Annotated in this window: 12 protein-coding genes; 5 read left to right on the plus strand and 7 right to left on the minus strand. The window is 68.5% G+C overall.

From position 1 onward, the window contains the following. Positions 1 to 158: 158 nt before the first annotated feature. Genes DIE13_RS25710 through DIE13_RS25740 form a run of 7 tightly spaced genes read right to left on the minus strand, consistent with a single transcriptional unit; the run spans position 159 to position 6,974 of the window. Entirely contained in the window at positions 159 to 1,205 is a 1,047-nt protein-coding gene (locus DIE13_RS25710) for an ABC transporter substrate-binding protein (protein WP_124829903.1), read from the minus strand. Further along, positions 1,202 to 2,353: an FAD-binding oxidoreductase gene (locus DIE13_RS25715; RefSeq protein WP_124829904.1), complete on the minus strand. Its 1,152-nt coding sequence runs from the start codon at positions 2,351 to 2,353 to the stop codon at positions 1,202 to 1,204. Before DIE13_RS25715 ends, DIE13_RS25710 begins: the two co-directional genes overlap by 4 nt. Then, a complete protein-coding gene (locus tag DIE13_RS25720) occupies positions 2,346 to 3,779 on the minus strand; it encodes an NAD(P)/FAD-dependent oxidoreductase (RefSeq protein WP_124829905.1) in 1,434 nt (477 codons plus the stop codon). The genes DIE13_RS25715 and DIE13_RS25720 overlap by 8 nt, the downstream gene beginning before the upstream one ends. Further along, on the minus strand, positions 3,776 to 4,120 hold the full coding sequence (locus DIE13_RS25725; protein WP_124829906.1) for a (2Fe-2S)-binding protein: 345 nt from the start codon (positions 4,118 to 4,120) through the stop codon (positions 3,776 to 3,778). Before DIE13_RS25725 ends, DIE13_RS25720 begins: the two co-directional genes overlap by 4 nt. Before the next feature lie 2 nt (positions 4,121 to 4,122). After that, positions 4,123 to 4,917 (minus strand): ABC transporter permease, encoded by a 795-nt coding sequence (locus tag DIE13_RS25730; protein WP_124829907.1) that lies wholly within the window; start codon positions 4,915 to 4,917, stop codon positions 4,123 to 4,125. Beyond that, a complete protein-coding gene (locus tag DIE13_RS25735) occupies positions 4,914 to 5,891 on the minus strand; it encodes an ABC transporter permease (RefSeq protein ID WP_124829908.1) in 978 nt (325 codons plus the stop codon). The genes DIE13_RS25730 and DIE13_RS25735 overlap by 4 nt, the downstream gene beginning before the upstream one ends. After that, positions 5,892 to 6,974, minus strand: coding sequence for an ABC transporter ATP-binding protein (locus DIE13_RS25740; RefSeq protein ID WP_124829909.1), 1,083 nt, complete (start codon positions 6,972 to 6,974; stop codon positions 5,892 to 5,894). A 294-nt stretch (positions 6,975 to 7,268) separates the two neighbouring features. On the opposite strand from DIE13_RS25740, the gene DIE13_RS25750 reads away from it, so the two are divergent. From DIE13_RS25750 to DIE13_RS25770, 5 genes are all read left to right on the plus strand, one after another. After that, a complete protein-coding gene (locus DIE13_RS25750) occupies positions 7,269 to 8,156 on the plus strand; it encodes an IclR family transcriptional regulator (RefSeq protein WP_124829911.1) in 888 nt (295 codons plus the stop codon). Positions 8,157 to 8,473: 317 nt separating this feature from the next. Continuing rightward, a complete protein-coding gene (locus DIE13_RS25755; protein WP_124829912.1) occupies positions 8,474 to 9,601 on the plus strand; it encodes a porin in 1,128 nt (375 codons plus the stop codon). 39 nt (positions 9,602 to 9,640) lie between these two features. After that, positions 9,641 to 9,853, plus strand: a complete 213-nt coding sequence (locus DIE13_RS25760; RefSeq protein WP_124829913.1) for a DUF3311 domain-containing protein — start codon at positions 9,641 to 9,643, stop codon at positions 9,851 to 9,853. Then, positions 9,850 to 11,328: a sodium:solute symporter gene (locus DIE13_RS25765; RefSeq protein WP_124829914.1), complete on the plus strand. Its 1,479-nt coding sequence runs from the start codon at positions 9,850 to 9,852 to the stop codon at positions 11,326 to 11,328. The genes DIE13_RS25760 and DIE13_RS25765 overlap by 4 nt, the downstream gene beginning before the upstream one ends. A 103-nt stretch (positions 11,329 to 11,431) precedes the next feature. Then, entirely contained in the window at positions 11,432 to 12,892 is a 1,461-nt protein-coding gene (locus DIE13_RS25770) for an amidohydrolase family protein (RefSeq protein WP_124829915.1), read from the plus strand. The last annotated feature ends 121 nt before the right edge of the window (positions 12,893 to 13,013 follow it).

The raw sequence follows: 13,013 nt of genomic DNA on the forward strand, positions 1-13,013 counted from the left end.
GGCGGGCGCGTGCCGTCTTTCGGATCCATGCGGCACTGCGGGCTAGTGTTGTCGGCCCTGCCGGCCCCGGTCAAATCCGCAGAAAAAGGGGGGTGTCATCACTCCGGCTGATGATGGTCGCGGTGCGGCGCGGCCGTGCCCGCTCGCGCCGCACCGCGTCACCGCTCGATCTGCCGGTTCCAGCGCGTATCCCACTGCGCGCGGTGCGCATTGATCGCGGTCCAGTCGACCACCGTCACCTTGCGTACGAGATCGTCGACGTTGCCGAGGCTTTGCTGCATCGCGGCAGGCATCTTCGCGAGGCGGTTGGTCGGGATCTGCTTGCCGGCCTCGGCGGCCTTCGTCTGCGCGGGCGCGGACAGCAGGAACTGCGCGAGCTTTTGCGCCAGCTGCGGGTCCGGATTGTTCGCGACGACGCACAGGTCGACGAGCAGCAGCACCGGGCCTTCCTTCGGGTTCGCATACGCGACCGGGATGCCCTTGTCCTGCAGGTCGCCGACGCCGGTCGGCGTCAGCGGAAACAGGGCGGCCTCGCCGGTCTGCACCATCTCGGAAATCTTCGCCGAGTTCGGAATGTACTCGACGACGTTCGGCCCGACCGTGCTCGCCCACTTGCTGAAGCCGGGCTCGACGTTCTGTTCGTTGCCGCCGAGCAGCCGGTTGATCGCGAGGAACCCGTGCAGCCCGAACGTGCTGCTCGATGCCGACTGGAACACGACCTTGCCCTTGTATTTCGGATTGGCGAAATCCATCCACGACGTCGGCGGCGCCCAGCCTTTCTCCGCGAACAGCTTCTTGTTGTACGCGATGCCGGTCATTCCGAGCTGCACGCCCGCCCCGACGTCGTCCTTCATCCGCGCGAACGGGTACAGTTCCTTGAGCACCGGCGAATCGTCGAGCTTTTGGCACACGCCGAGACTGACCGCGCGCGCCATCACGCCGTCGTCGAGAAACGCGACGTGGATCTGCGGCTTGTTGCGGTTCGCGAGCAGCTTCGCGAGCACGTCCGACGACGTGCCGGGCACGACGACGACCTTCACGTCGTTCGCCTTCTCGAAGTCGGGCAGCACCTGGCTCGTGTAGGCCTTTTCCATCGGCCCGCCGTTCATGCCGACGTAGATCGTCTTCGTTTGCGCGAACGCGGGCGCGCCGGCGCCAGCGATGCAGAGGGCGGCAGCCGCCGCGATCGTTCCGAGCAGTTTCATCTTTGGGTCTCCTCTTGACGGAAGGGGGCGGTCGGCGCAGCTTGCGGCGCAAAGCGGCCGATCGAGAATGCATCGAGCGGGGTGGCGGTTTCGCCGGTCGTGACGAGATCGGCGAGCACGTCGCCGACGCCCGGCGCGAGCAGGAAGCCGCCGCCGGAAAAACCGAATGCATGCAGCAGGTTCGGCGTGGTCCGGCTCGCGCCGATGACCGGGTTGTGATCCGGCGTGCAGCCTTCGACGCCGCTCCACGTGCGGATCAGCAGCGCGTCGCGCAGCGCGGGCAGCAGCGCGCACGCGTCTCGCATCACCGCACGCGTCGTATCGACCGACGGCTGGCCGAACTCGCCGTCGCCGCGGCCGCGCCCGCCACCGATCACGCAGTTGCCGCGCGCGACCTGCCGCGCGTACACGCCGCCTCCGTACACGCCGAGGTTGTGCACGATGAATGGCGGCAGCGGTTCGGTCACCCACATGTTCGGGTAGATCGCCTCCATCGGCACGGCTTCGCCAAAGCGTTCGGCGATCGTGTTCGCCCATGCGCCGGCCGAGTTGATCAGCCAGGTCGCGGTGCAGGCGCGAGCGCCCGCCTGAACGTGAAAGCGCGTGCCGTCGTGGCGGACGTCGTCGACGGGGGTGTGTTCGAAGACCTCGGCGCCGGCCGCGCGGGCCGCGCGAGCGAACGCGGGCGACACGATGCGCGGGTTCGCGTGCCCGTCGCTCGCACACAGCGAGCCGCCGAGCGCGGCGGGGCCGAGCCACGGGTAGCGGCGGCGGAACGCGTCGCCGCGGATCACCTGCAACGGCAGGCCGTGCTCGCCGGCGAGCGTCGCGTATGCATCGAGCGCGTCGAGATCGGCATCGCTGCGGGCGAGCCGCAAATGACCCGACACGACGAATTCGCCGTCGATGCCGATCAGCTCGGGCAGGCGGTCCCAGATGCGCCGCGCACGCAGCGCGAGCGGCAACTGCTCGGCGGGGCGGCCCTGGCAGCGCACGCCGCCGTAATTCACGCCGCTCGCCTGCGCGCCGCAGTCGCGACGCTCGAACAACGCGACGCGCAGGCCGCGCCGCGTCAGCGCCAGCGCGGCCGATGCGCCGACGAGGCCGCCGCCGGCGATCGCGACGTCGTAATGGCGGATCTCACTCATCGCGCGCCTCGTCGGGAATCGCCGCGACATCGTCGCCCGCGAGCGCGGCGGAGATCGGGAAGGGCTTCACCGGCGGTTGCGCGCGCAACCGGCCCACGTCCGCGAGCGGGCGGCCCGTTTCGGCGGCCAGCACGAGCGCGGTCGCGTCGCCGCACATGCGGCCCTGGCAGCGGCCCATGCCGGCGCGTGTGAGCGCTTTCAGACGGTTGAGTTCGGTTGCTTCGCCGGCGCGGATGCAACGCCGCAGCGCGCCGGCGTCGATCTCTTCGCAGCGGCACACGATCGTGTCGTCCGGGCAGCGCGCGGCAAGCCCGGCCGGCGGCGCGAACGCCGCCTCGAGGCCCGCGCGGAACGCGCCGACCCGTGCGAGCGTGCGTTCCAGCGTGGCGGCGTCGGGTTTGCCGGCCGGCGCGGGCGCCGCGATGCCGGCATCGTCGAGCAGGGCGAGCGCCGCGCGTCGCCCGGACGCCTCCGCGGCATCGGCCCCGGCGATGCCGGCACCGTCGCCAGCGACGTAGACGCCGCGCACCGACGTGCGGCCGGCCGCGTCTCGTTCGGGCAACCATGCGCGGTTGAGCGGATCGAAGCTGAACCGGCAGCCGGCGAGATCTGCCAGCTGCGTTTCCGAGCGCAGTCCGAAGCCGAGCCCGAGCGCGTCGCATTCGATCATGCGCGGGGCCGCATCGCCGTCGGCCGTCCGCCACGCGAGCCCCGTCACGTGCCGCTCGCCGAGTACGCGTTCGAGCACGACGCCGGTTTCGATCGCGACGCCGTGCGCGCGCAGCCAGCCGATGTAGTAGAGCCCCTTCGCGAACGTCGACGGCATGCGCAGTAGCGCGGGTGCGGCGGCGGCCTGCTGGCGCAGCGGGCTCGTGTCGAGCACGGCCGCGACCTGCGCGCCGGCCTTGGCGTACTGATACGCGACGAGATACAGCAGCGGCCCGGTGCCCGCGAATACGATGCGCCGGCCGATTGCGCAGCCCTGCGCCTTCAATGCGACTTGCGCGCCGCCGAGCGTGTAGACGCCCGCGAGCGTCCATCCCGGCACCGGCAGCATGCGGTCGGTCGCGCCGCTCGCGACGATCAGGTGCGAGAACGGGACGGTTGTTTCGCGGCCGTCCTGCAGCGTGTCGACACGGCCCGCGCCGCATGCCCACGCGAGCGTGTTCGGCCGGTAGTCGACGTGCGGCAGCAGCGCGGCCATCGCCCGATGCACGGCGTCGGCCTTCGCCGCCTCGAAGCCGTACAGCGCGCGCTTGCCGCGCACGAACGCGCTGCCGGCGGGGGGCTGCCGGTAGATCTGGCCGCCCCAGCGTGCGTTTTCGTCGATCACGACGGGGCGCAGCCCCGCGTCGACGAGCGCTTCGGCCGCGCGCACGCCGGCCGGTCCCGCGCCGACGATCACCGGTTGCGCCGCGCCGCTCATGATGCGTCTCCGGTGACGGCGCACGGTGCGCCGGTGAGGATGCGCATGCCGTCGGCGATCGGCGTCGAGCATGCACGGACGCGGGCGCCGACTTCGGTGCGCACCCAGCAGTCCTGGCACGCGCCGATCAGGCAGAAGCCGGCGCGCGGCTGACCGCTGAATTCGCTGGCGCGCACGCGGCGTTGCGCGACGAGGATCGCGGTGAGCACGGTATCGCCGGCGAGCGCCTGCGCGGGACGCCCGTCGAGCACGAATGCGACGGCGGCGCGCTCGCGTTCGGCGACGCGCACGAATTGCGCGCCGTCGTCCACGGTATCGGTTGGGCGGGAAACGGAAGTCATCGTCAATGTTGGCCGATCAGGATGCGGTTCAGGCCGTACACGCGATCGAGCAGCAGCATCGCGCCGGCGGTGATGAAGATGACGAGCGCCGATACCGACGCCATCATCGGATCGATCGATTCGGTCGCGTACATGTACATGCGCACCGGCAGCGTGACCGTCTGCGGCGACGTGACGAAGATCGACATCGTCAGTTCGTCGAAGCTGTTGATGAACGCGAGCAGCCACCCGCCCGTGATGCCGGGCACGATCATCGGCAGCGTGATGCGGCGGAACGTCGTCCACGGGTCGGCGCCGAGCGAGCACGCGGCCTGCTCGACGCTGCGGTCGAGGCCGGCGACCGACGCGAGCACGAGCCGCATCACGAACGGTGTGATGACGACCATGTGCGCGGCCACCAGCCACGCGAACGAGCCGGTTGCGCCGATCAGCGCGAAGAAGCGCAGCAGTGCGATGCCGAGCACGAGGCCCGGGATCACGAGCGGCGACAGCAGCAGGCCGTTCAGGAACGCACGGCCGGGAAACGCCGCACGGCCGATCGCGAGGCCGGCGGGCAGCGCGATCGCGAGCGACAGCGTCGCCGACGCGAGCGCGAGCTTCACGCTGTTGAAGAACGCGGTGACGAAGTCGGGATAGTCGAGGATCGCGCGGAACCAGCGCAGCGACAGTCCGTGCGTCGGCAGCGTCAGCGTTTCGTCGGGCGTGAACGCGACGAGCACGACGATCACGAGCGGCGCGAGCACGAACAGGATCACGAGCGTGTGGAACGCGAGGGCGAAGGGGCCGTTCTTTCTCATCGGGAAGCGCCTCCGAGGCTGCGCGCGTAGCGGCGTTCAAGCACGCGGTAGTAGGTGAGCATGACGATCAGGTTCGCAACCAGCAGCAGCACCGCGATCGTCGCGCCGAGCGGCCAGTTCAACGAGCCGAGGAATTCGTCGTAGACGGCGGTTGCCGCGACCTTCAGGCGGCGTCCGCCGAGCAGGCCGGGAATCGCGAACGCGCTCGCCGACAGCCCGAACACCATCAGGCTGCCCGACAGCACGCCCGGCATCAGCTGCGGCACCACGATGCGGCGCAGCGTCGTGAACGGCGATGCGCCGAGCGACAGGGCCGCGTGCTCCGTTTGCGGATCGAGCCGCTGCAGCGCCGTCCATACGGGGATCACCATGAACGGCAGCATCACGTGCACGAGTGCGATCACGATCGCGAAAGTCGTGTATTCGAGCTTGTACGGGCCGAGGCCGACGAGCCCAAGCGCCTGGTTCACGAGTCCGCCCGTGTTCAGCAGCATGCTCCAGCCGAACGCGCGGACGACGACCGACACGAGCAGCGGCGCGAGAATCGCGAGCAGGAACAGCGAGCGCCACGGGTCGCGCATTTTCGACAGCACGTACGCTTCGGGCGTGCCGATCGCGACGCAGATCGCGGTGGTCAGCGCGGCGATGCCGAACGTGCGTGCGAAGATCGTGTGGAAGTACGACGAGCCGAGCACTTCCGCGTAGTTGCCGAACTGGAGCGCGGCGATCGGGCCGGTGGCCGGGTCGAAGCGATAGAACGTGAGCGCGAAGGTCATCGCGAGCGGCACGAGCACGAGCGCGGCGAACAGTGCGAAGGCGGGCGCGCACATCAGCCACAGCGGCGCATGTGCGCGCCACGTCGCGTTCGGCGCGCGGCGGCCCGCGGCGCGCGCCGGTGCGGCATCGGCCGCGGCCGGCTGCGCCAGGCTGCCCGGTGCGCCGTCGGTCGGAAGCGGGCTGGGAGGCGGTCGCATTCAGGCCTCCCGGCGCATCACGCGCACTGCGTCGCTGTGCCAGTCGACGCCGACCGGCATGCCTTCATCGAGCGGCTCCGCGCCTTCGTTCTGGCAGCACACGAGCACTTCGCCGAGCGGGCTGTCGACGCGATACAGCCACTGGCTGCCGAGGAAGAAGCGGCTCGAGACCGTCGCGGCGAAGCGGCCGGCGCCGGGGGCGCACAGCCGCAGCTTCTCGGGGCGGATGCACACCGACACGGCGTCGCCGACGCGCATGTCGCGCTCGTGCGCCGGCAGGTGCGCGGCGCGTCCCGTCTCGGCGAGATCATGGCCGAGGTCGATGCGGATCGTGTCGCCGTCGTGCGCGACGATCGTGCCGGGCAGCAGGTTCGCCTTGCCGATGAACTGCGACACGAAGCGGTTCCCGGGGCGTTCGTACGCGCGGTACGGCGTGTCGGTCTGCGTGATGCGGCCGGCTTCCATCACGACCACGCGGTCGCTGATCGACAGCGCCTCCGATTGATCGTGCGTGACCATGATTGTCGTCGTGCCGATCTTGCGCTGGATCGCGCGCAGTTCGAACTGCATCTCCTCGCGCAGCTTCGCATCGAGATTCGACATCGGCTCGTCGAGCAGCAACACCGGCGGCTCGATCACGACGGCGCGCGCAATGGCGACGCGCTGCCGCTGGCCGCCGGACAGCTCGCGCGGAAAGCGGTGCGCGAGCGCATCGAGGCGCACGAGCGACAGCGCCGCGCGGATGCGTTCCGCGCGTTCCGCCTTGTCGACGCCGCGCATGTCCAGGCCGAAGCCGACGTTCTCGGCGACGCTCATGTGCGGAAACAGCGCATAGCTCTGGAACACGATCCCGAGCCCTCGGCGGTTCGGCTTCATGTGCGTGATGTCCTGCCCGTCGAGCGCGATGCGGCCGCGCGTGACCTCGACGAAGCCGGCGATCATCTGCAGCGTCGTGGTTTTGCCGCAGCCCGACGGACCGAGCAGCGAGACGAATTCGCCTTGTTCGACCGACAGGTTGACGTCGGCGACGGCGGTGAGCCCGCCGAACGATTTCGTCAGATCCGTAAGCGTGAGAAACGACATGGGGAACTCCGGGTTCGCACACCGGATCGCCGGTGTGTCATTGGTGCGGACTCTAGCCAGCCATATTTCGGAGCGTCAATTTCGAATTCTGATCATCGGGATGAATTTTCAGAAAATTCCGATGAATGGAATTTATTGTCGGGACGCGTGGAAATCGTTCCGTTGGATGAGGGCCACCGAGGTTGCGAATTGCGCCCGTCAATCCCGTGGACACCCGGATGCCCGGCAGGCGCCGACGCGAGGACAATGGCGACTACCATATTCCGTTCAATGAAATCAGCGAGGAGCGCCAGCATGCAAGAATCCCGTTCGCGCGGAACGTCGCCGGCCGCGCACGCGCCGCACCCGGACGAGGACGCGGCCGAGACCGCCGGTGCGCCGGGCGCCGGCATGCTGCAGCGGGCGTTCGCGATCCTGCGCGCGCTGGCCGGCATGCAGCAGGACGGCGTGCGGGTCACGCATCTCGCGAAGGCCGTCGGCCTCACGCAGGGCACCGCGCACCGGATCCTGCAGTCGCTGATCGCGGAAGGGATGGTCGAGCAGGACGAGCAGTCGAAGCTGTACCGGCTGAGCGTCGACTTCTTCGCGCTGGCCGCGCTGGCGGGCAATCCGAGCAGCATGCGCACGCTGTGCCGCCCCGCGCTGCTGCGGCTGTGCGCGAGCCTTGGCGAGACGATCTTCCTGCTCGTCAAAAGCGGCTTCGACGCCGTGTGCCTCGACCTGTGCGAAGGGCCGTTCCCGATCAGGTCGTTTACCGGCGACATCGGCGGGCGCATTGCGCTGGGGGTCGGGCAGGGCAGCCTCGCGATCCTCGCGTTCCTGCCGGAAGCCGAGCGCGAGGAAGTGATCCGCTTCAACGTGCCGCGCATTCGCGGCTACGGCGTGCTCGACGAGGTGTACCTGCGCACCGAGATCGAACGCGTGCGGCAACTCGGCTACGCGGGCCGCAACAGCGGCGTGCTCGACGGAATGGCGGGCGTCGCGGTGCCGATCCTCGATCGCACCGGCTATCCGGTCGGCGCGTTGAGCGTCGGCACGCTGGCGTCGCGCCTCGGCGACGACCGGATGCCGATGGTCGTCGAACTGCTCAGGCGGCAGGCCGATGCGATCGGCCCGCGCACGAATCCGTTCGACGCCGCGCTGCGGCGCCCGATGCACGGTCTATCCGGGAAAACCGCATAGCCGTCGCGCGCATCGCCGCGCATTGCCAGTTCGTCAGCTTGCTTACGCGCGCCATTCACGTCGAAGCAAACGCGCCCCGTCCAGCCGGCCTGCCACCTTTCGTTTTTCTTGCGGTGCGCACTTGCCGCACTCGTCCCTCCGTCACGAATCTCCCATTCGATTTTCAACTGTCGACCAGTTGAACATTTCATTTCTTGATGCGGTTGTGGCTGGATAACATCCAGCGACTGTCTATACAAGCTGACCGGCGCGTATGAACAGGATCCACAAAACACAACACAACATCGACAGACAGGTTTGGAGAGGAGGTGACGGAGATGGTGCGAATGATGGGCAGGGACACGGGCGTCGCGTGCATGAGCGCGGCCATCGCGATGCTGTTGGCAGGCGCCGCGCATGCGCAGTCGTCGGTGACGCTGTACGGGATCGTCGACGCGGGCGTGACCTACACGAACAACGCGCAAGGCCACGCGCTGTGGCAGTTCACGGGCGGCAACGAATCGGGCCCGCGCTGGGGCCTGCTCGGTACCGAGGATCTCGGCGGCGGCCTGCAGGCGAACTTCCGGCTCGAGAACGGCTTCAACGTCGCGAACGGCGCGCTCGGCCAGGGCGGCCGGATGTTCGGCCGTTCCGCCTGGGTCGGCCTTAGCGGCGCGAACTGGGGCGCGGTGACGCTCGGCCGCCAGTACAACTCGACGCAGGACATCCTCGGCTCGCTGCAGATGAGCAGCTTCCTCGCGCAGTACTCGACGCACCCGTTCGACAACGACGACATCAACAACACGTTCCGCACCAACAACGCGGTCAAGTACGTGTCGCCGACGATCGCCGGCCTGCAGGCGAACCTGATGTACGGGTTCTCGAACTCGACGGGCTTCGCGAACGACAACAGCTGGAGCGCGGGCGTGACGTATGCGAACGGGCCGCTGAATGCGGGCGCCGCGTATGCGCGGATGAATCACCCGGCGGCGAGCGCTGCGGGTGCCGTTGCATCGGACAACTACTTTCCCGCCTCGGCGTCGGTGTTCGGCGCCGGCCTGTCGAGCGCGGTGCGCCAGCAGATCTGGGGCGCGGGCGGCAGCTACGCGATCGGGCCGGCGACGCTCGGGCTGCTGTACACGGGCTCGAACTTCGGCCAGGCGACGGGTGGCGCGCTGCGCTTCAACAACTATGAAGGCAGCCTGCGCTACATGATCACGCCCGCGCTGATGGCCGCGGCCGGCTACACGTACACGCAGGTCGCGCGCGGCGACGACGGCGGCCACTATCAGCAGGTGTCGGCCGGCGTGCAATACCTGCTGTCCAAGCGCACCGACGTGTACGTGAACGGCTTCTACCAGAAGGCGTCGTCGGGTGTCGGCAGCGCGTGGATCGACGGCACCGACAGCCCGTCGTCGACGACGTCGCAAGTGGCGGTGGTGGTCGGCATTCGCCAGAAGTTCTGATGTTCCGACGCGTTCGCGCGTCTTCCGGAGGAGACACACATGAAACTCAAACTGTTGCTGGCGGCGTTGCCGTTCGCCGGGATGTATGCGGGCGGCTCGATTGCCGAGGTGCGGCCGCTGCTGTTCGGGCTGCCGTTCCTGCTCGTCTGGAACCTGGCCTGGATGGCGGCGACCGCCGCGATCCTCGCGATCCTGTTCCACCTCGACGAGCGCGACACGGCGCGTGACGGCCGCACGGGAGACGCGCAATGAACGCATCGATCGTCATCATCGCGGCGTTCGCCGTGTTCGCGCTCGCGATCGGCGTGATGGCGCGGCGCGGCCGCAAGCTCACGCTCGAGCAATGGGCGGTCGGCGGACGCGGCTTCGGCTCGCTGCTCACGTTCCTGCTGATGGCCGGTGAGGCGTTCTCGACGTTCTCGTTCCTCGGCGCGAGCGGCTGGACTTACAGCAAGGGCGTGCCCGCGTTCTACATCCTGTCGTACGGCTGCCTCGCGTTCGTGATCGGCTACTGGATGCTGCCGGCGATCTGGCGCTACGCGAAGGCGCGCGGGCTCGTGTCGTTCGCCGACTACTTCGCGGCGAAGTACGACAGCCGCGCGATCGGCGTGCTGGTGTCGATCGTCGCGGTGTTCGCGATGGTGTCGCTGCTAATGATCCAGCTGCGCGGCCTCGGCGTGATCGTGTCGGAGATGTCGTACGGGCTGATTCCGCAAGCGGCCGCGATCTGGATCGCGGCGACGCTGATGGCGGTCTACATGGTCGTGTCGGGCATCCACGGCTCGGCGAGCATCGCGATTTTCAAGGACGTGCTGATCCTCGCGATCGCGATCTTTCTCGGCCTGTACCTGCCGATGCATTACTACGGCGGCCTCGGCGAGATGTTCGCGAAGATCGACGCCGCGCATCCGGAGCTGCTGCGCATGCCGGAGCACGGCTTCAACCTGAGCTGGTACAACTCGACGATCCTGCTCACGTCGCTCGGCTACTACCTGTATCCGCACGGCTTCACCGCGATCTACGTCGCGAAGGACGAACGCGCGCTGCGCCGCAACGTGATCCTGATGCCGCTGTACCAGGTGCTGATCGTGTTCCTGTTCCTCGTCGGCTTCGCGGCCGTGATGACGGTGCACGGGCTCGAAGGCGCGCAGACCGATCTCGCGCTGCTGCGTCTCGTGAAGCAGACGTTCCCCGCCTGGTTCGTCGGCATCGTCGGCGGAACGGGCCTGCTGACCGCGCTGGTGCCGGGCTCGCTGATCATGCTGAACGCATCGACGACGATCGCACGCAACATCTACCGCGAAGGCTTCGCGCCGCATGCGACCGACCGCGAGGTGACGCGCGTCGCGCGGATCGCACTGCCGATCTTCACGCTGGTGGTCGTGTACTTCGTGCTGCGCGGCGGAGCGACTTTCGTCACGCTCGCGATCTTCTCGTCGAGCCTGCTGACGCAGCTCGTGCCGATGCTCGCGTCGAGCTTCCTGAAGCGGCCGTTCGGCACGCGCGAAGGCGCGTTCGCGGGGATCGTCGCCGGCGCGATCGTGATCGCGATGACCAACTACTATGGCGTGACGCTCGCGTCGCTGTTCCCGGGCGCATCGAGCACGATCACGTCGATCAACCCCGGGCTCGTCGCGCTCGCCGTGAACGCGGTGGTATTCATCGCGATCAGCGCGGCGCAGCGCAAGCTGAAGGCGCGGATCGCCGCGCCGGCCCGCTCTGCGTAACAACCCGTGCGGCGTGCAGTCGCCAGGCCGCCGGGCTGCCGCACGGCGGTTTTTCCATGCGGCGGCACCCGCATCATTTCGAATCAGGACAGGACATCCAGCGATGACTACCGAGGACAAACGCGAAGCAATCGACACCCTGATCGCACACGGCTGCGTGATCACGATGGACCCGCAGCGGCGCGTGATCGAGAACGGCGCGGTGGCCGTCAACGGCGATCGCATCGTCGCCGTCGGCGACACCGCCGAATTGCAGGCACGCTACCGTGCCGCGCGCACGATCGATGCACGCCGCAAGGCCGTGCTGCCGGGCCTGATCGATTCCCACGCGCACGCGGGCCACGCGATGCTGCGCACGATCGGCGGCGCGGACGGCGATGCCTGGTCGGCCGCGGCCGAAACGATCTATACGCGCGCATCGGACGAAGCGTTCTGGGAAACCGAATCGCATCTCGCGGCGCTCGAACGGCTGAAGGCCGGCGTGACGACAGGCGTGTCGCTGCTCGGCGGCGGCAATTCGATCATGCGCGTCGACGATCCCGTCTACGCGCGACGCCATTGCGATGCGGTGGTGCGCACCGGCACGCGTTCGATCGTCGCGGTCGGCCCGTCGCGGCCGCCCGCACCGCGTGCGTACACGCGCCATGCGCCGGACGGCAGCGACACGCGCGACATCGATTTCGACACGATGTACGGCGTATGCGAAGACATCGTCGACGCGTGCCACGGCGATGCGGACGGCCGGATCCGGATCGCGCTGACGCTGCCCGTGTACGCGTCCGAGCACGACCCGGAGCTTGCGCAATACGAACGCGATTTCCGCGACCAGGCGGCCCGCTACGGCGCGCTGGCGCGCGAGCGCGGCCTGACCTTCACGCAGGATGGCCACCGCGCCGGCACGCTCGCGTTCGCGCATCGCGAGCTGGGGTTGCTCGGCCCGACGTCGTTCATGTCGCACAGCATCGACCTGACCGACGACGACATCGCCGCGTGCGTCGAAACCGGCACCGCGATCATCCACAACCCGAGCGCGATCATGTCGATCATCGGGCGCTGCCCGGTGCCCGAGCTGATCGATGCGGGCGTGACGGTGGCGATCGCGTCGGACGGCGCGGCACCCGATCGCGGCTACGACATGTTCCGTCACATGTGGCAGTGCATGCATTACCACCGCCGTCACTTCCGCGATCCGGACGTGCTGCCGCACGGCAAGGTGCTGGAGATGGTGACGATCGACGCGGCGAAGGCGCTGTCGCTCGATCGCGAGATCGGCTCGCTCGAAGTCGGCAAGCTCGCGGACGTCATTCTCGTCGACCTGTTCCGCCCGCACATGATGCCGATGAACATGCCCGTGTATCGCGTGACGTGTTTTGCGAACGCCGCCGACGTGTGCATGACGATGGTCGGCGGCCGGGTGCTGATGGAGGATCGACGCGTGTTGTCGGTCGACGAAGGGGAGATTCTCGAGCGCGTGAGCGAAGTGGCCGATCTGATGATCGAGCGCAGCGGGTTGCGTCATCTGCTCGACGAGCCGAAGACGCTGTGGGGGCGCAGTCGCTACTGAGCGACCGGCCGCGCGGTGAGGTATCGGCAGGCTTGATGCCCGACGATTGCTTGTCGAATGCGATGCTGGTTTCGTTCATGATCGTATTGACGCGCTCGACCGCGGTGACGAGTTTGCCGCG

This window comes from Burkholderia sp. Bp9016 (genome assembly GCF_003857765.1).
Lineage (GTDB): Bacteria > Pseudomonadota > Gammaproteobacteria > Burkholderiales > Burkholderiaceae > Burkholderia.

Bases quoted from the DNA above. Each gene is read 5' to 3' on its own strand.
- DIE13_RS25710 (WP_124829903.1), bottom strand. From the start codon at position 1,205: ATGAAACTGCTCGGAACGATCGCGGCGGCTGCCGCCCTCTGCATCGCT.
- DIE13_RS25715 (WP_124829904.1), bottom strand. From the start codon at position 2,353: ATGAGTGAGATCCGCCATTACGACGTCGCGATCGCCGGCGGCGGCCTC.
- DIE13_RS25720 (WP_124829905.1), bottom strand. From the start codon at position 3,779: ATGAGCGGCGCGGCGCAACCGGTGATCGTCGGCGCGGGACCGGCCGGC.
- DIE13_RS25725 (WP_124829906.1), bottom strand. From the start codon at position 4,120: ATGACTTCCGTTTCCCGCCCAACCGATACCGTGGACGACGGCGCGCAA.
- DIE13_RS25730 (WP_124829907.1), bottom strand. From the start codon at position 4,917: ATGAGAAAGAACGGCCCCTTCGCCCTCGCGTTCCACACGCTCGTGATC.
- DIE13_RS25735 (WP_124829908.1), bottom strand. From the start codon at position 5,891: ATGCGACCGCCTCCCAGCCCGCTTCCGACCGACGGCGCACCGGGCAGC.
- DIE13_RS25740 (WP_124829909.1), bottom strand. From the start codon at position 6,974: ATGTCGTTTCTCACGCTTACGGATCTGACGAAATCGTTCGGCGGGCTC.
- DIE13_RS25750 (WP_124829911.1), top strand. From the start codon at position 7,269: ATGCAAGAATCCCGTTCGCGCGGAACGTCGCCGGCCGCGCACGCGCCG.
- DIE13_RS25755 (WP_124829912.1), top strand. From the start codon at position 8,474: ATGGTGCGAATGATGGGCAGGGACACGGGCGTCGCGTGCATGAGCGCG.
- DIE13_RS25760 (WP_124829913.1), top strand. From the start codon at position 9,641: ATGAAACTCAAACTGTTGCTGGCGGCGTTGCCGTTCGCCGGGATGTAT.
- DIE13_RS25765 (WP_124829914.1), top strand. From the start codon at position 9,850: ATGAACGCATCGATCGTCATCATCGCGGCGTTCGCCGTGTTCGCGCTC.
- DIE13_RS25770 (WP_124829915.1), top strand. From the start codon at position 11,432: ATGACTACCGAGGACAAACGCGAAGCAATCGACACCCTGATCGCACAC.